Raw genomic sequence first — 15,539 nt, 5'->3', positions numbered from 1 at the left:
TCGCATCGCTTAACCCCCCAGAAAGGATTTGCGAACTTCGGGGTCTTCCAAAAGCTCTTTGCCCGTGCCGGTAAAGGCATTGGCCCCTTGCACCAGAACATAGCCCTTATCCGCAATCTCCAGCGCTTGGCGGGCGTTCTGTTCCACCATCAGGATCGGGATACCAGTCCGCGCGACCTCGATGATGCGGTCGAACAGTTCGTCCATCACGATGGGGGATACGCCAGCGGTGGGTTCGTCCAGCATCAGCACCTTCGGCTGCGTCATCAACGCGCGGCCCACAGCGACCTGCTGGCGTTGCCCGCCCGACAGCTCGCCCGCGGCCTGATAGCGCTTTTCCTTGAGGATCGGAAAAAGGTCATAGACCTGCGCCATCGTATCACGGAAATCATCGCGGCGGATGAACGCCCCCATCTCGAGGTTTTCTTCCACCGTCATCGAGGTAAAGATGTTCGAGGTCTGCGGCACGAACCCCATGCCTTTGGCCACACGGTCTTGCGGCGACAGCGAGGTGATGTCTTCGCCGTCCAGCCGCACATGGCCCTGCCGCACGTCGAGCATGCCAAAGACCGCCTTCATCGCCGTGGATTTACCCGCGCCATTGGGACCGACGATGACGGCGATCTCACCCTTTTCGACGGCGATGGTGCAGCCGTGCAGGATATCGGGGCCCTTGCCATAGCCGCCCGTCATCGTGTCGCCGATCAGGAAGGGGCCCGCCGGCGCGGGGTGGCTTTTGCCGCCCCCTTTGACCGGCTGCGCGGTGCCTTGCCCTTTGGGGTTCGCGATCGACAGGTCCTTATTGCCCCGGTCGCCGTATGGGTTGCTCATGTCAGTCTCTTTCATTCGGTGTCCAGGGCTGCCGCGGGGATGGGCGCGGCGCAGGATATCTCATCCGCACATGTGTCGCGCAGCATCATGGCCACCTCAAAGGACATCTTGTCCATTTCATCCAAAGGCATTGTGTCGGTGGTATCGAGATACAGCATAATCCGCGCTGATCCGACATCCGACAACATGACCGCGCTCATGGTGCGGTCGCCTTCGATCTCGTCATATTGCATGTGCCGCAGGGTCGTGCCCATCGGGGTGTCGATCCGGTCGACCTTCAGCACGTCCGGGGCAGGGCCGCCATCCGCCGCGATCCAGGCGCTATAGGTCTCGTATTGCTCTTCCAGCGTCGAGGTGCCGTCGGCGATGTCGTACCCGGGCCATTCTTCGGTGAAGTTCAGGATCACCTCGCCCAGATAGCGGGTAGAGCCGTCGCCGACCGTGTCCCAGGTTGCTTCTTCCCACGGGGTGCCCCGATCGCACATCCAGACCTGCGCCGACAGCTGCGCACAGGCCGCAGCGGCCTGCGGCAGGGCAAATCCCGCGCAGAGCGTCAATGCGGTGGCCATCCGTCTCATGCAGACACGGCCTTGTTCTTGAGCCCGGTGCCCAGATAGGCTTCGATCACCTGTTCGTTGGCCTTGATCTCGGGCAGGGTGCCTTGAGCGAGAACCTTGCCCTCGGCCATACAGATCACCGGATCACACAGACGGCCGATGAAATCCATGTCGTGTTCGATCACAACAAAGGTATAGCCGCGTTCCTTGTTCAGACGGATGATCGCGTCACCGATGGTATTGAGCAGCGTGCGGTTCACACCGGCCCCGACCTCGTCAAGGAACACGATCTTGGCGTCGACCATCATGGTGCGCCCCAGTTCCAGCAGCTTTTTCTGACCGCCGGAGATCTGACCCGCTTTCTGCTCGGCCAGATGTTCCACCGTCAGAAACTCAAGCACTTCGTCGGCTTTGGCGCGCAAGGCGCGTTCCTGATCGGCGATGCGCTTGCGCCCGAACCACGTGTTCCATAGCGTCTCGCCCGCCTGATCGCCGGGCACCATCATCAGGTTCTCGCGGCAGGTCATCGACGAAAATTCATGCGCGATCTGGAAGGTCCGCAGCAGCCCTTTGTGAAACAGCGTATGGGGGGGCAGGCCGGTGATATCCTCGCCGTCCATCGTCACGCGCCCCGAGGTCGGTTTCAACACCCCCGCGATCACGTTGAACAGCGTCGTTTTGCCAGCACCGTTCGGGCCGATCAAACCGGTGATCGTGCCTTTGCCAATGGTCAGATTGGCCCCGTCCACGGCGTGGAACCCGCCGAAATGTTTATGGATGTCGTCTACGACGATCATTTTGTAGTCTCCCCGTGCGGTGCCGAAGCCCCGTTGCAAAAACAGCCCGGTCGCAATGCACCGGGCTGTTTTCTGTCACGTCATGTGATGTTAGCGGTATTGAACCGTCGTGATCTTGCCGTCTTCGATCTTGATCTGACGGTAGCTGCCAGCGGATTCACCGGGGCCGATCAGTTCAACCGCGGTTGCGCCTTCATAATCGACTTCGCCGCCGTCCTTGAGGATTTGCAGCGCTTTGGCCAGCTCACCCGGATAGATCTTTTCGCCGGGGGCATTCGCAACCGACATGACCTGATCCTTATAGACCTGCGGATCGGAAGACCCTGCGGCCTGCATCGCCAGCATCAGCAGAGCTGCCGCGTCATAGCTTTCCGGTGCGAAGGGCGATGTGGTGTCGAAGGCACCGTCGACCAGCGCGGTGAATTTGTCAGCGCCGGGGCTATCGGTGCCGGGGTGCTGGCCGGTGGAGCCGTCCAACTCGGAACCGAAGTTGTTTTCAAGGTTCGCCGCGATCATCCCGTCGGGGAAGTGGAACGTGTCGAACGCGCCTGAATCAATCGCTGCACGCACAACGCCCGATCCACCCTGATCGACGTAGCCCGCAACCACCAGACGGTCGCCACCGGCAGAGGCCAGCGCGCCAACCTCGGCAGAGTAATCGGCCTTGCCGTCTTCATGTGCGGCAGAGATGGTAATTGTCCCACCCGCAGCTTCATAGGCCTGCTGGAACGCGTCGGCCAAACCCTTGCCGTAGTCATTGTTTGTATAGGTGACCGCGACTTCCTTGATGCCTTCTTCCATCAGCACCTCTGCCATGACCTCGCCCTGACGGGCGTCGGAGGGGGCGGTGCGGAAGAACAGACCGTCGTCTTCCATCGATGTCAAGCCGGGGGATGTGGCGGAGGGCGAGATCATCACCATCCCGTTGGGCAGCGCCGCGTTTTGCAAGATCGCGCCGGTCACGCCAGAGCAGGCCGCGCCCACGATGCCGTTGATCCCTTCGGCGATCAGGCGTTCCGCACTGGATACCGCAAGCGCGTTATCGACGCAGCCCGTGTCAGCGCGCGAGGGGGTGACTGTTGCCCCGTCCATCAGCATGCCGCTGTCGGTGACTTCTTTCATGGCCAGCTCGGCGCTGGATGCCATGATGCCGGTCAGCGATTCAATCGGGCCGGTGTAGCCAAAGATCACGCCAAGCTTCACGTCCTTGCTATGCGCGTCAGCATAGGCATTGGTGGCCAGCAATGCTGCAGCCGTTGTGGCCATAAGCATCTTTTTCATGTTTCTCTCCCTGTTGAACATGGTGTTCTGCGCCAGAGCCTATGCGGCGATTTTGGAAAAGAAAAGCGTTATCCCTAGGTAAAGTGGCGCAAGATGATGTGGATCGACGCTTTGTCTGCGCTAGGTTTGCAGGGATAGGTTGTATGAAGAGGGAAAGCCATGTTTCGCGGGGGGATGATACATCAGGCCGCACGGGCCATCGGGGCGTTGGTCATAGCCGGATCGGTCATGGGCCCGTCGGGCCTTGGCGCGCAAGAGCTGCGGATCACCCAGCAGGTGTCAGGGCTGGAGACGCCTTGGGCGCTGGCGATTTTGCCAAATGGGGACGTGCTGGTCACCGAACGCGACGGCCGCTTGCTGCGGGTCCGCGAGGGCACCAGCCAAGAGGTTACCGGCGCACCGCAGGTCGTTGACGCAGGGCAGGGCGGCTTGCTGGATATCACGCTGGCACGGGATTTTGACAGATCGCGCACTGTATTCCTGACCTATGCCAAGGCGCTTGAGGGTGGGGCCGGTACCGCGCTTGCCGCGGCAGAGCTGTCGCAGGATGGTGCGCGGCTCGAAAATCTACGCGATCTCTTTACCATGTCACGCGGGTCTGCCGCCGGTCAGCACTTTGGCAGCCGCGTGGTCGAGGCGCGCGATGGCACGCTTTTCGTCACCGTCGGAGAGCGCGGCGACCGTCCGGCGGCGCAGGATCTGGGGCAGCACAACGGCTCTGTCGTGCGGGTGAACCGTGACGGTACTGTGCCCGCCGATAACCCGTTTGTCGGGCGCGACGACGTGCTGCCGGAAATCTGGTCCTACGGGCATCGCAACCCGCAAGGGGCAGCGCTTGATCTGGAGGGCAATCTTTGGGTGTCAGAACATGGGGCGCGCGGCGGAGACGAGGTTAACGCGGTCCGCAAGGGCGCGAATTACGGATGGCCGGTGATATCCTACGGGCGTCACTACTCCGGTGCCAAGATCGGCGAAGGCACCGCGAAGAAGGGGATGGAGCAGCCCGCCTTCTACTGGGACCCGTCTATCGCGCCCTCGGGGTTGCTGGTCTATTCGGGCAAGATGTTTCCCGAGTGGCGGGGCGATATCTTCGTTGGCTCGCTCAAGTTCAATTATATCGCGCGGCTACAGGGCGATCCGCTGGCCGAGGTGGCGCAAATCTCTACCCCCGCCACGGCACGGGTGCGCGACATCATAGAGGCACCGGACGGCGCGATCTGGTTTATCTCGGTCGGGAACGGTGCGGTGTACCGGATCAGTAACGATTAGGCGACGGGCTTGGCCGCATGCGACCCGCGTTCGCGGTAAGGTGTCGTGTTATAATGCGCACGGTAGCATTTGGAAAAATGCGACGGCGAGGCAAAGCCACAGGCCAGCGCCACGTTGATCACGCTCATATCCGTTTGCATCAGCAGGTTACGCGCCTTTTGCAGGCGCAGTTCCATGTAATAGCGTTTGGGGCTGCGGTTGAGGTAGCGGCGGAACAGCCGTTCAAGCTGCCGCGTGGACATGCCGACATCGCGCGCCAATGAGGACGGGCTGATCGGCTCTTCGATATTGGCCTCCATCATCTGGATGACCTGACCCAGCTTGGGATGCCGCACGCCGATACGGGTGGGCACCGACAGACGCTGCGTGTCCTGGTCCGTGCGGATGGAGCTATAGATCAGCTGGTCGGCAACGGCATTTGCCAGATCCTCGCCCAGATCGTCGGCAATCAGCTTGAGCATCAGATCGATCGAGGATGTCCCGCCCGCTGTCGTCATCCGGTTGCCGTCCACCACAAAGACCGATTTTGTCAGGGTGACATCCTCGAAGTCTTCGCTGAAACTATCCTGATTTTCCCAGTGGATCGTGGCTTTCTTCCCGTCCAGCAATCCGGCCTTGGCCAGCGTGAAGGCGGCCGTGCACAGACCGCCGACCATCATGCCCTTGCGGGCCTCCCGGCGCAGCCATCCCAGCAGCTTCTTGGTCGTCGCCGCCTGCACGTCGATGCCGCTGCACACCACCAGCGTGTCGTCGCGGCCCAGATCGTCCAGATCGCCATCCAGCGTAAATTCCGCCCCAGCCGAACAGCGCACGCGCCCGCCATCCTCGCCGATCAGACGCCAGTCATAGGCCGGACGACCCGCCATGCGGTTGGCGATGCGCAGACATTCCACCGCCGAGGCAAAGCTGAGCATGGTAAAGTTTTCCAGCAGCACAAAGACAAAGCGCCGTGTCTTTTCAGCGTCAGGAAGAATGCGGTTGGCCAGACGGGTGTCACTCATCACGTCGCCTTTCAGGTTTGCGTTATACGTTGGGGCAAAGTGGGCGCTGCCCTCAAAAACCTGCCGAAAACCTTGCCCACGGGCGGGGGCGAAGGTCAATAGGTTGAATTTCGGTTCTGGTCACTTGGGCCAGACCTTTATATACCACAATTTCACAATGTTTGCGCCTGACACTTCGGGCGCTGCGGACTTCGGAGAAAAATGATGACCGATTGGACAAAATCAAGCTGGCGCGACAAACCGCGGATCCAGATGCCCGACTATCCTGATCAGGACGCGCTGCGCGCGGTCGAAGCTGAATTGTCCCGTTATCCATTGTTGGTCTTTGCGGGTGAAGCGCGGCGGCTGAAAAAGCATCTGGCGGCGGCGGGCCGTGGCGAGGCGTTCTTGCTTCAGGGCGGCGATTGCGCCGAAAGCTTCGAACAATTCAGCAGCGATATGATCCGCGACACCTTCAAGGTGATGTTGCAGATGGCCATCGTGCTGACCCACGGTGCCAAAGTGCCGGTGATCAAGCTGGGCCGCATGGCGGGTCAGTTCGCCAAGCCGCGTTCAGCGCCGACTGAAACCGTGGATGGGGTGGAACTGCCAAGCTACCGCGGTGACATCATCAACGAGCTCGCCTTTACCGCCGACGCCCGTATTCCCGATCCTAAAAAGATGCTGCGCGCCTACACACAGGCCGCCGCGACCCTGAACCTGATCCGCGCATTCTCGACCGGCGGCTATGCCGATGTGCATCAGGTGCACGGCTGGACTTTGGGCTTTACCGAAAGCGAAAAGGCGGAAAAATACCGCGAGATCGCGAACCGCATTTCAGACACGCTTGATTTCATGGCGGCGGCGGGTGTCACGTCCGAGACGGCGCATACCCTGCAATCGGTGGAATATTATACCAGCCACGAATCGCTGCTGCTGGAATACGAAGAGGCACTGTGCCGTCAGGACAGCCAGACCGGGAAATGGCTGGCGGGCTCGGGTCACATGATCTGGATCGGCGACCGGACACGTCAGCCCGATGGCGCGCATGTGGAATTTGCCCGCGGCGTTCAGAACCCCATCGGCCTGAAGTGTGGCCCGACGATGACCAGCGATGACCTCAAGCTGTTGATGCACAAGCTGAACCCCGAAAACGAAGAGGGTCGCCTGACCCTGATCGCGCGTTTCGGGGCCGGCAATGTCGGTGAACACCTGCCGCGTCTGATCAAGACCGTGCAGGAAGAGGGCGCGAATGTCGTCTGGACCTGTGACCCCATGCATGGCAACACGATCAAATCCTCAAGCGGCTATAAGACGCGGCCCTTTGATTCCGTGCTGCGCGAAGTGCGTGAATTCTTTGCGGTACATGGGGCCGAGGGCACCGTGCCCGGTGGTGTCCACTTTGAGATGACCGGTCAGGATGTGACAGAATGTACTGGTGGTGTCCGCGCCGTTCAGGACGAAGACCTGTCTGACCGCTACCACACTGCCTGCGACCCGCGTTTGAACGCCAGCCAGTCGCTGGAGCTTGCCTTCCTCGTGGCCGAGGAACTGTCGGCACGCCGGGCGAACCAACAGGTCAAAGCCGTCGGCTAACTGCCGCAGCTCATGCAATAAGAAAGGCCGCGCATATCGTCATGCGCGGCCTTTTTCTTTTGCGGCATCGGGGGGCGTCCCATCGGGGTTACCCCGTTTACTTCACGACCCGTAGATAGGCTGGCCGGTTGCGACCGGACCGCGCGGCAAAACGCGCGGCGGGATCGGCGAAACCTTCGGGGCAGGGCGCGCGCGTTTCCTCTGCCACATCGGCCCGTGGCGGGCGCGGGATCGGTGTCGTGGCAAGATCGCCGATCCGATACAAGCCCGGATGCTCGATGGCATTGGATGTGATCTCCAGACAGCCAAGCATCCGGTCGATCTGCCCCATGTCACTGCGCAACGGCAGCACCAGCATACGCGCCTGAACGGCCGCATCCCCCGCGGTGAGCGTCATCTCTCCGGTGGCGGGCTGTGACAGAATGTGATCCAGCCAATCACTGCAGCGGCGACGCTCGGACGGGTCGAACAGAGAGATCATCGGCATCCCGCGCAGATCCATCCCCATGGCAGTGCACAGCTGCGATCCGGCGACGCGAAACCGCGCCAGTTCAGACCGCCTGCGTTCCAGAACAAAGGCGCGATCCAGCACGGAGGTGATCTGTGCAGGGTCGATCTGTGACCGGAACGGAACCGGCTGACCACGGCAAAGCCCCTGCCAATAGGCCCGCACGTCAACCATCGCGGGTGTCGGGGGCGGCATCACGCGGCGAGAGCCGGTCTGGGGCATATCATCCAGAGGGGGAAGATGTTTCATCGGGCAGCCTTATTGCGGTCGGGACAAGAGCAGGACGGGGGGCGGCAGCAGGGCCGCGATGTATTGCCTGAGTTTAGTCAAATCAGCGGTAATTTGTAGATATAACAGCAAACTTGGTTAACAGACCGTTAAGGGGAGACCTCGTGCGGCAGAATGGCTTTTTACTTGCCCCATTTGCGACTTTCCCTTTTAAGGCGCGCAACAATCGCAATCGACAAGGACCATGCCATGATACGTTCAATGACGGGTTTCGCCTCGGCCAGTGGTGCGTCCGGCCCGCACAGTTGGGGGTGGGAATTGCGATCGGTTAATGGCAAGGGGCTCGACCTGCGCCTGCGTGTGCCCGACTGGATCGACGGGCTGGAGGCGGGCCTGCGCAAGACGCTAAGCGCCGCCATCGCCCGCGGCAATGTCACCTGCAATCTACGGATCACCCGCGAGGATGGCTCTGGCGCATTGACGGTGAACGCGGATCAGCTTGATGTCGTGCTGGACGCGCTGCACCAGATCGAAGCGCGCGCGATGGATGCGGGGATCTCGCTTGCGCCCTCCAAGGCGACCGATATCGTCACCATGCGCGGCGTGCTTGAACAGGCGACGACGGTGGATGATGTGGCCGCCCTTTGCGCGACACTGCTGGCGGAATTCCCCACGGTGCTTGCCGATTTCAACGACATGCGCGCCCGCGAAGGGGCTGCCTTGGCGCAGGTTCTTGAGGCGCAGTTGGCGCAGGTGGCAGAGTTGACAACACAGGCCGCCGCGCTGGCCGAGACGCGCAAGGACGAGATGGCACAGACGCTGCAACGCAATCTTTCGCGGGTGCTGGACAATGCCGAAGGCGTGGACGCTGACCGACTGGCGCAGGAACTGGCGCTGATCGCCGTCAAATCCGACATCACCGAAGAGATCGACCGCCTGCACGCCCATGTGGATGCGGCCCGCGCCTTGCTGGCGCAGGACGGGGCCGTGGGGCGCAAGCTGGATTTCCTGATGCAGGAGTTCAACCGCGAGGCCAATACACTGTGCGCCAAGGCACAAAACACCGCGCTGACCCAGATCGGGCTGGCCTTGAAGGCGGTGATAGATCAGATGCGCGAACAAGTGCAAAATGTGGAGTAAGACATGAGCGACAGACGCGGCCTATTGATCATCCTCAGCTCGCCCTCGGGGGCGGGTAAATCGACGCTGGCCCGCAAGCTGCGCGATTGGGATACCTCGCTTGAATTCTCTGTCTCGGCCACCACCCGCGCACCGCGTGTCGGCGAGGAAGACGGCAAGGACTATTTTTTCACCGCCGAAGATGATTTCCGCGCCATGGTGAACGATGGCGATATGCTGGAGCACGCCCGCGTCTTCAACAACTATTACGGCTCGCCCAAGGGACCGGTGCAAAAGGCGATCGACAGTGGCCGCGATGTGCTGTTCGACGTGGATTGGCAGGGCGCGCAGCAAATCAGCAACTCGACGCTCAAGCAGCACGTGCTGTCGATCTTCATCCTGCCGCCCTCGATCAAAGAGCTGCGGCGGCGTCTGGAAACCCGTGGTCAGGACGCCCCCGATACCATCGCGCTTCGAATGGAGAAAAGCTGGGACGAGATCAGCCATTGGGACGGCTACGACTACGTGCTGGTCAATGACGACCTGACCGAAACAGAGGCCAAGCTGAAGTCGATCATCACCGCCGAAAGATTGCGCCTTTCGCAGCAGCCGAAACTGGTGGATCATGTGCGCGCGCTGCAATCAGAATTCGAGGACACGAAATGACGCTTTACGCTCTGGCCGATATCACCCCGCAGGTTCACGCGGATGCATGGGTTGCCCCCGATGCCAATGTCATCGGGAATGTGACGCTCGAGGCAGATGCCTCTGTCTGGTTCGGCTGTACGCTGCGCGGCGATAACGAGCTGATCCTCGTGGGCAAGGGCAGTAATGTGCAGGAAAACTGCGTCTTTCATACGGACCCGGGATGCCCGTTGACCGTGGGGGAAAACTGTACGATCGGTCACAAGGTCATGTTGCACGGCTGCACCATCGGGGATAACTCGCTGGTCGGGATGGGGGCGACGATCCTGAACGGGGCCAAGATCGGCAAGAATTGTCTGATCGGGGCAGGGGCGTTGATCACTGAAAACAAGGTGATCCCCGACGGGTCGCTTGTGATGGGCGCACCGGGGAAGGTCGTGCGCGAGCTGGACGCGGCGGCGATTGCGGGGCTGACGGCCAGCGCGAAACACTACCAAGACAACGCGCGGCGCTTTGCCAACCAGCTTAAACCCGTCTGAGCATGGTGCTGCGCCCGCATCTGCCGGATCTGCTGGCAGCGCTGCCTTTGCCTACGCTTGCTGTTGATCGGGCCGAACGTATCGTCGCGATGAATGCGCCGGCCCAAGTTCTGCTGGGCCGTGGCGCGCTGGACCGCCATTACATCAACGTGTTGCGCCAGCCTGCGGTGGTCGATGCGGTCGAACAATGCCAACAGGATGATACCCCGCGCGAGGCGCAATATCTGGCCAGCGACAATGGCAATGACACAACCTTTCGGGTGCACGTCCGAAAGGTGACCGGCATGGATTACGTCTTGCTGAGCTTTCAAGACATCACACAGGTCACCAACGCCAGCCAGATGAGACGCGATTTCGTCGCCAACGTCAGCCACGAATTGCGCACCCCGCTGACGGCGATGATGGGGTTCATTGAAACCTTACGCGGTCCTGCGCGTGACGACGCCCCCGCACGGGACCGGTTTTTGGGGATCATGACCGGAGAGGCCGAGCGCATGAACCGGCTGGTGGGCGATCTGCTGTCGCTGTCACGCGTCGAATCGGACGAACGGGTGCGCCCGACAGATAAGGTCGATCTGCGCTATGTGCTGCAATCGACCATGCGCAACCTCAACCCCTTGGCCGTAGAGGCGAATGTGACGTTGGTCGCGACTATGGGGGACGATCCGCTGCCCCTGATGGGGGATACGGACCAGCTGTTGCAGGTGTTCACGAACCTTATTGAAAACGGCATCAAATATGGTGGCGTGGGTAAAGACGTTGAAATTTCGGTCGAGACGACCTTGCGTGACCCTTCCTTGCGCGGGCCTGCGGTGCGGGTCACCATCCGCGACCACGGGCCGGGGATCGACCCTGTGCACCTGCCGCGCCTGACCGAACGCTTCTACCGCGCCGACAGCCACCGCAGCCGCGCCCTTGGCGGGACGGGGCTGGGGCTGGCGATTGTAAAACATATCCTGAACCGGCACCGCGGACGGTTGAAAATCACCTCTGATCTGGGGGATGGGGCGCGATTCACGGTGATCTTGCCCATGGATCTGGCGTGATCGGGCGCATTTTGGTCAAAAAGAAATTACAATTTCCGTCCGTGTCATAAAACTGTAACATGACTGTCACAAAAGCTCAGTGTCGCCCGCCTATTGGTGCGGCAAGATCACCATGGGGGTGGTCAGACAAATCTAAGCTGACAGGAGACATCATGTCGCTCGTTAAACTCACCACTTCCGCGCTGGCCATTGCCGCCGTATCCGCAACCGCCGCTGCCGCGCGTGATCAGGTACAGGTTGCCGGTTCCTCCACTGTTTTGCCCTATGCGTCCATCGTAGCCGAAGCCTTTGGCGAAAACTTCGATTTCCCGACACCTGTTGTTGAATCCGGTGGCTCCTCGGCGGGTCTGAAGCGTTTTTGTGAAGGTGTTGGCGAGAACACAATCGACGTGGCAAACGCCTCGCGCCAGATCAAGAGCTCCGAAGTCGAAGCCTGCGCCGCCAACGGTGTGACCGACATCATCGAAGTCCAGATCGGCTATGACGGCATCGTGTTTGCGTCTGACATCAATGGCAACACATTCGAATTCACCCCCGAAGACTGGTACAAAGCCCTGTCCGCCGAAGTCGTTGTCGACGGCGAGATCGTGGCGAACCCCAACAAAATGTGGTCCGACGTGAACGCCAGCTTCCCCGAGCAGCCGATCCAGGCCTACATCCCCGGCACCAAGCACGGCACACGCGAAGTTTTCGAAGAAAAAGTGATCCTGGCAGGCTGTGAAGCCACCGGCGACTTCGAAGCTTTTAAGGCCGCGAATGGCGACGACAAGAAAGCCGCTGAAAAAGCATGTATCGCGCTGCGCACCGATGGTGTTTCCGTGGACATCGACGGTGACTACACCGAAACGCTGGCGCGCATCGAAAGCAACAAAGACGGCATCGGCGTCTTCGGTCTGGCATTCTACGAGAACAACACCGACAAGCTGACCGTCGCCAACATGAGCGGCGTTGAGCCCACCGTTGAAACCATCTCGAGTGGCGACTACCCCGTATCCCGCCCGCTGTTCTTCTACGTCAAGAAAGCGCACATCGGCGTGATCCCTGGCTTGAAAGAATATGCCGAGTTCTTCGTGGCAGACGAGATTGCCGGTCCCGACGGTCCTTTGGCTGAATACGGTCTGGTCTCCGACCCAGAACTGGCGAAAACACAGTCGGTTGTTGCTGAAGAAACTGTAATGGGCAGCGGTTCCTAAAACCTGTCTGACGATCCGGAGGCGCTGCGAGGTGCCTCCGGATTTTTGCTGCCGACTGATACTTTCCAAACAATGATAGCCTGAAACAGGCTGCAACCGGGGGCCACCATGCGCGATATTTTCAATGTGGGATCTACCACGCTCTTAGTTGCCGTTGTTTTGATATTAACAGTCCTTGCCTATGGTCTGGTGCGCAGCCGGGCCATGTCGTCCGTCTCGGGCGATGCGCGCAAGCTGCACTCCCTTCCGAACTACTACGGCTATAACGCCGCCATGCTCACCGCCATTCCGGCGCTGTTTGTGCTGGCGATCTGGATGCTGGTGCAGCCGATGCTGATCCAGAACGCAGTTGTCGACATGATCCCGCAAAGCGCCGTGAACGAAGGCTCTTCGGTCAATCTCGTGATGAGCGACGTGCGCCGTGTGGCCAACGGGCTGGACGCGGCCGTGCAATCAGGCGCGCTGGATGCGCAAAGCGCCCGTGATCTGGACGTGACCGGCACCGACGTGCGCGCGCTGCTGGCGGGCACGGGCGTGGCGCTTGGGTCTGACGTGACGCCAGAGGTGCTGGCCGCCGCGCAGCGCTACCGGTCAATGGAATACACCGGCCGCTGGCTGATGATCGCGGTGATCTCTGTGTTGGCGCTGGCCGGTCTGTTCATCGCGATGCGCACCGCACGGGCCGATTTTCGCGCGCGCAATACGGTGGAACGTTTTCTGCTGGGGTTGCTGGTGCTCGCTGCGTCGCTGGCGATCCTGACCACCGTGGGGATCGTCCTGTCGATGCTGTTCGAGACGCTGAATTTCTTCCGCCTGCATCCGTGGCAGGATTTCTTTCTGGGCACCACATGGGCCCCGAACTTCCGCGGGGATAGTGATCTGTCGATCCTGCCGCTGCTCTGGGGGACGCTCTATATCTCGATCATCGCGCTGCTGGTGGCCGTGCCCATCGGCCTCTTTGCCGCGATCTACCTGTCGGAATACGCCAACAACAAAGTACGCTCTTTCGCCAAGCCTTTGCTGGAGATCCTCGCCGGTATCCCGACGATTGTTTACGGTCTGTTTGCCTTGCTGACAGTGGGTCCGTTTCTTGTGAACGTCTTTGGCCGCGGCGAGAATGGTCTGCTGGGCGTCGACTGGATGAGCGGGGCGACATCGGTCCTGACGGCGGGGCTGGTCATGGGCATCATGCTGATCCCCTTCGTTTCGTCGCTGAGCGACGATATCATCAACGCTGTGCCGCAATCGATGCGCGACGGGTCATTTGGCCTGGGCGCGACCCATTCCGAAACCATCCGCCAGGTCGTGCTGCCTGCCGCTTTGCCGGGGATCGTGGGGGCTGTGCTTCTCGCCGCGAGCCGGGCCATCGGCGAGACGATGATCGTTGTTCTGGGGGCAGGTGCCATCGCCCGCATCTCGGGCAACCCGCTGGAAGCGATGACTACCATCACCACCCGTATCGTCAGCCAGCTGACCGGGGATACCGACTTTGCCAGCCCTGAAACGCTGGTCGCCTTTGCCCTTGGTCTGACGCTGTTCGTGCTGACCCTGGGGCTGAACGTTCTGGCGCTTTATATCGTGCGCAAATACCGGGAGCAGTACGAATGACCGACATGCCCAACACCGCAACGCCGCGCCATTCGCTGCTGAAGCCCGACGCGCGCACCGTCAAACGCAACCGTGCAGAGGCCCGTTTCAAATCCTACGGTATCGCAGCCATCGCCGTGGGCCTGCTGATGCTGGCGATCTTGCTGACCACGATTATCGGACGCGGCGTAGGGGCCTTTCAGCAGACGTTCCTGACGCTGAACGTGCAACTGCTTGAGGAAAAGCTGGACAAGAACGGCAACCGGAATCTGGACGAGATCAAGAAGGTATCGACCTTCGGCTACGCGCCGCTGATGGCCGCCGCGCTTGAGGCCAAGGTGGCCGAGACCGGGATTACCACGGACCTAAAGCCCAAGGATATGGCGGGCATCCTGTCCAAGGATGCGGCGGCACAGCTGCGTGACTTTGTGCTGGATAACCCCGAGCTCATTGGCACCGCGGTTGAATTCAAATTCCTGACCAACAGCCGCGTTGATGGCTATATGAAAGGCCGCGTCACGCGCGACAGCATCGCCAACGACAAAAGCATCAGCGCAGAGCAGCTTGATCTGGTGGACGCCCTTGTCGCAGATGGGGCGCTGGAAAAACGCTTTAACCTCGATTTCATCACAGGTGCCGATGCGTCTGACGCACGACCCGAGGCGGCGGGCATGGGGGTCTCGATGCTTGGCTCGCTCTTTATGATGCTGGTGGTGCTGGCGCTGGCGCTGCCCATCGGGGTCGCCGCGTCGATCTACCTTGAAGAATTCGCCCCCAAGAACCTGCTCACCGATATCATCGAGGTGAACATTTCTAACCTCGCGGCGGTGCCCTCGATTGTCTTTGGTATTCTGGGTCTCGCGGTTTTCATCAACTATATGCACCTGCCAAACTCGGCCCCGCTGGTGGGCGGGCTGGTGCTGACGCTGATGACGCTTCCGACGATCATCATCTCGACCCGCGCCTCGCTGAAATCTGTCCCGCCCAGCATCCGTGACGCGGCACTGGGGGTAGGGGCGTCGAAGATGCAATCGGTGTTCCACCACGTGCTGCCCTTGGCTGCTCCGGGTATCCTCACTGGCACAATCATCGGTCTGGCGCAGGCACTTGGTGAAACGGCCCCGCTGTTGTTGATCGGGATGGTCGGCTTCATCGCCTCGAACCCGCCCGACGGCATCGCATCGGGGCTGATGGATCCGAACTCCGCCATGCCGGCGCAGATCTACGAATGGGCCAAACGCGCCGATCCCGCGTTCTATGAACGCGCCTGGGGCGGTATCATCATCTTGCTGGTCTTTTTGATCACCATGAATGCCATCGCCGTAATGCTGCGGCGCCGGTTCGAGCGGCGCTGGTAAGAATG

15 protein-coding genes are annotated in these 15,539 nt (G+C 60.8%); 9 read left to right on the top strand and 6 right to left on the bottom strand.

The features are described 5' to 3' along the window. Positions 1 to 9: 9 nt before the first annotated feature. From AB1495_RS14110 to AB1495_RS14095, 4 genes are all read right to left on the bottom strand, one after another. Positions 10 to 831: an ABC transporter ATP-binding protein gene (locus AB1495_RS14110; RefSeq protein ID WP_074634883.1), complete on the bottom strand. Its 822-nt coding sequence runs from the start codon at positions 829 to 831 to the stop codon at positions 10 to 12. Between the two features lie 11 nt (positions 832 to 842). Then, positions 843 to 1,409, bottom strand: coding sequence for a hypothetical protein (locus AB1495_RS14105; protein ID WP_074634884.1), 567 nt, complete (start codon positions 1,407 to 1,409; stop codon positions 843 to 845). Beyond that, positions 1,406 to 2,185 (bottom strand): ABC transporter ATP-binding protein, encoded by a 780-nt coding sequence (locus AB1495_RS14100; protein WP_005853630.1) that lies wholly within the window; start codon positions 2,183 to 2,185, stop codon positions 1,406 to 1,408. The genes AB1495_RS14105 and AB1495_RS14100 overlap by 4 nt, the downstream gene beginning before the upstream one ends. A 90-nt stretch (positions 2,186 to 2,275) precedes the next feature. Further along, on the bottom strand, positions 2,276 to 3,466 hold the full coding sequence (locus AB1495_RS14095; RefSeq protein WP_074634885.1) for an ABC transporter substrate-binding protein: 1,191 nt from the start codon (positions 3,464 to 3,466) through the stop codon (positions 2,276 to 2,278). 159 nt (positions 3,467 to 3,625) lie between these two features. Between AB1495_RS14095 and AB1495_RS14090 the strand changes: the two genes are divergently transcribed. After that, complete coding sequence (locus AB1495_RS14090; RefSeq protein WP_074634886.1) at positions 3,626 to 4,735, top strand: PQQ-dependent sugar dehydrogenase; 1,110 nt, start codon at positions 3,626 to 3,628, stop codon at positions 4,733 to 4,735. Here AB1495_RS14090 and AB1495_RS14085 read toward each other — a convergent pair. Then, entirely contained in the window at positions 4,732 to 5,736 is a 1,005-nt protein-coding gene (locus AB1495_RS14085) for a GlxA family transcriptional regulator (protein ID WP_180827738.1), read from the bottom strand. The genes AB1495_RS14090 and AB1495_RS14085 overlap by 4 nt on opposite strands. A gap of 204 nt (positions 5,737 to 5,940) precedes the next feature. Between AB1495_RS14085 and AB1495_RS14080 the strand changes: the two genes are divergently transcribed. Beyond that, the gene (locus AB1495_RS14080; protein ID WP_039912024.1) at positions 5,941 to 7,311 is read left to right on the top strand and encodes a class II 3-deoxy-7-phosphoheptulonate synthase; all 1,371 of its coding nucleotides are present in this window, start codon (positions 5,941 to 5,943) and stop codon (positions 7,309 to 7,311) included. 97 nt (positions 7,312 to 7,408) lie between these two features. Here AB1495_RS14080 and AB1495_RS14075 read toward each other — a convergent pair whose 3' ends face one another. Then, positions 7,409 to 8,068 (bottom strand): PAS domain-containing protein, encoded by a 660-nt coding sequence (locus tag AB1495_RS14075; RefSeq protein ID WP_074634887.1) that lies wholly within the window; start codon positions 8,066 to 8,068, stop codon positions 7,409 to 7,411. A 228-nt stretch (positions 8,069 to 8,296) separates the two neighbouring features. On the opposite strand from AB1495_RS14075, the gene AB1495_RS14070 reads away from it, so the two are divergent. The 7 genes from AB1495_RS14070 (at position 8,297) to pstA (ending at position 15,534) form a co-directional block, all read left to right on the top strand. Beyond that, positions 8,297 to 9,187 (top strand): YicC/YloC family endoribonuclease, encoded by an 891-nt coding sequence (locus AB1495_RS14070; protein WP_074634888.1) that lies wholly within the window; start codon positions 8,297 to 8,299, stop codon positions 9,185 to 9,187. A 3-nt stretch (positions 9,188 to 9,190) separates the two neighbouring features. Further along, the gene (gmk, locus tag AB1495_RS14065; RefSeq protein WP_005853615.1) at positions 9,191 to 9,832 is read left to right on the top strand and encodes a guanylate kinase; all 642 of its coding nucleotides are present in this window, start codon (positions 9,191 to 9,193) and stop codon (positions 9,830 to 9,832) included. Then, positions 9,829 to 10,350, top strand: a complete 522-nt coding sequence (locus AB1495_RS14060; RefSeq protein ID WP_074634889.1) for a gamma carbonic anhydrase family protein — start codon at positions 9,829 to 9,831, stop codon at positions 10,348 to 10,350. The genes gmk and AB1495_RS14060 overlap by 4 nt, the downstream gene beginning before the upstream one ends. Before the next feature lie 2 nt (positions 10,351 to 10,352). Beyond that, positions 10,353 to 11,396: a cell wall metabolism sensor histidine kinase WalK gene (locus AB1495_RS14055; RefSeq protein ID WP_074634890.1), complete on the top strand. Its 1,044-nt coding sequence runs from the start codon at positions 10,353 to 10,355 to the stop codon at positions 11,394 to 11,396. Positions 11,397 to 11,548: 152 nt separating this feature from the next. Then, complete coding sequence (locus AB1495_RS14050; RefSeq protein ID WP_005853609.1) at positions 11,549 to 12,589, top strand: substrate-binding domain-containing protein; 1,041 nt, start codon at positions 11,549 to 11,551, stop codon at positions 12,587 to 12,589. 108 nt (positions 12,590 to 12,697) lie between these two features. Further along, complete coding sequence (gene pstC / locus AB1495_RS14045) at positions 12,698 to 14,197, top strand: phosphate ABC transporter permease subunit PstC (RefSeq protein ID WP_074634891.1); 1,500 nt, start codon at positions 12,698 to 12,700, stop codon at positions 14,195 to 14,197. Continuing rightward, positions 14,194 to 15,534 (top strand): phosphate ABC transporter permease PstA, encoded by a 1,341-nt coding sequence (gene pstA, locus AB1495_RS14040; protein WP_074634892.1) that lies wholly within the window; start codon positions 14,194 to 14,196, stop codon positions 15,532 to 15,534. The genes pstC and pstA overlap by 4 nt, the downstream gene beginning before the upstream one ends. The last annotated feature ends 5 nt before the right edge of the window (positions 15,535 to 15,539 follow it).

The sequence above is a fragment of the Sulfitobacter pontiacus genome (assembly GCF_040790665.1).
Classification (GTDB): domain Bacteria; phylum Pseudomonadota; class Alphaproteobacteria; order Rhodobacterales; family Rhodobacteraceae; genus Sulfitobacter; species Sulfitobacter pontiacus.
Note: the sequence above shows the minus strand (reverse complement) of the source record. Positions and strands in the feature narration are given on the sequence as shown.

Excerpts from the sequence above, each read along its gene's own strand:
- AB1495_RS14070 (WP_074634888.1), top strand. The coding sequence starts at position 8,297 with ATGATACGTTCAATGACGGGTTTCGCCTCGGCCAGTGGTGCGTCCGGC.
- pstC (WP_074634891.1), top strand. The coding sequence starts at position 12,698 with ATGCGCGATATTTTCAATGTGGGATCTACCACGCTCTTAGTTGCCGTT.
- pstA (WP_074634892.1), top strand. The coding sequence starts at position 14,194 with ATGACCGACATGCCCAACACCGCAACGCCGCGCCATTCGCTGCTGAAG.
- AB1495_RS14110 (WP_074634883.1), bottom strand. The coding sequence starts at position 831 with ATGAGCAACCCATACGGCGACCGGGGCAATAAGGACCTGTCGATCGCG.
- AB1495_RS14055 (WP_074634890.1), top strand. The coding sequence starts at position 10,353 with ATGGTGCTGCGCCCGCATCTGCCGGATCTGCTGGCAGCGCTGCCTTTG.
- AB1495_RS14095 (WP_074634885.1), bottom strand. The coding sequence starts at position 3,466 with ATGAAAAAGATGCTTATGGCCACAACGGCTGCAGCATTGCTGGCCACC.
- AB1495_RS14075 (WP_074634887.1), bottom strand. The coding sequence starts at position 8,068 with ATGAAACATCTTCCCCCTCTGGATGATATGCCCCAGACCGGCTCTCGC.
- gmk (WP_005853615.1), top strand. The coding sequence starts at position 9,191 with ATGAGCGACAGACGCGGCCTATTGATCATCCTCAGCTCGCCCTCGGGG.
- AB1495_RS14090 (WP_074634886.1), top strand. The coding sequence starts at position 3,626 with ATGTTTCGCGGGGGGATGATACATCAGGCCGCACGGGCCATCGGGGCG.
- AB1495_RS14080 (WP_039912024.1), top strand. The coding sequence starts at position 5,941 with ATGACCGATTGGACAAAATCAAGCTGGCGCGACAAACCGCGGATCCAG.
- AB1495_RS14100 (WP_005853630.1), bottom strand. The coding sequence starts at position 2,185 with ATGATCGTCGTAGACGACATCCATAAACATTTCGGCGGGTTCCACGCC.
- AB1495_RS14050 (WP_005853609.1), top strand. The coding sequence starts at position 11,549 with ATGTCGCTCGTTAAACTCACCACTTCCGCGCTGGCCATTGCCGCCGTA.
- AB1495_RS14060 (WP_074634889.1), top strand. The coding sequence starts at position 9,829 with ATGACGCTTTACGCTCTGGCCGATATCACCCCGCAGGTTCACGCGGAT.
- AB1495_RS14105 (WP_074634884.1), bottom strand. The coding sequence starts at position 1,409 with ATGAGACGGATGGCCACCGCATTGACGCTCTGCGCGGGATTTGCCCTG.
- AB1495_RS14085 (WP_180827738.1), bottom strand. The coding sequence starts at position 5,736 with ATGAGTGACACCCGTCTGGCCAACCGCATTCTTCCTGACGCTGAAAAG.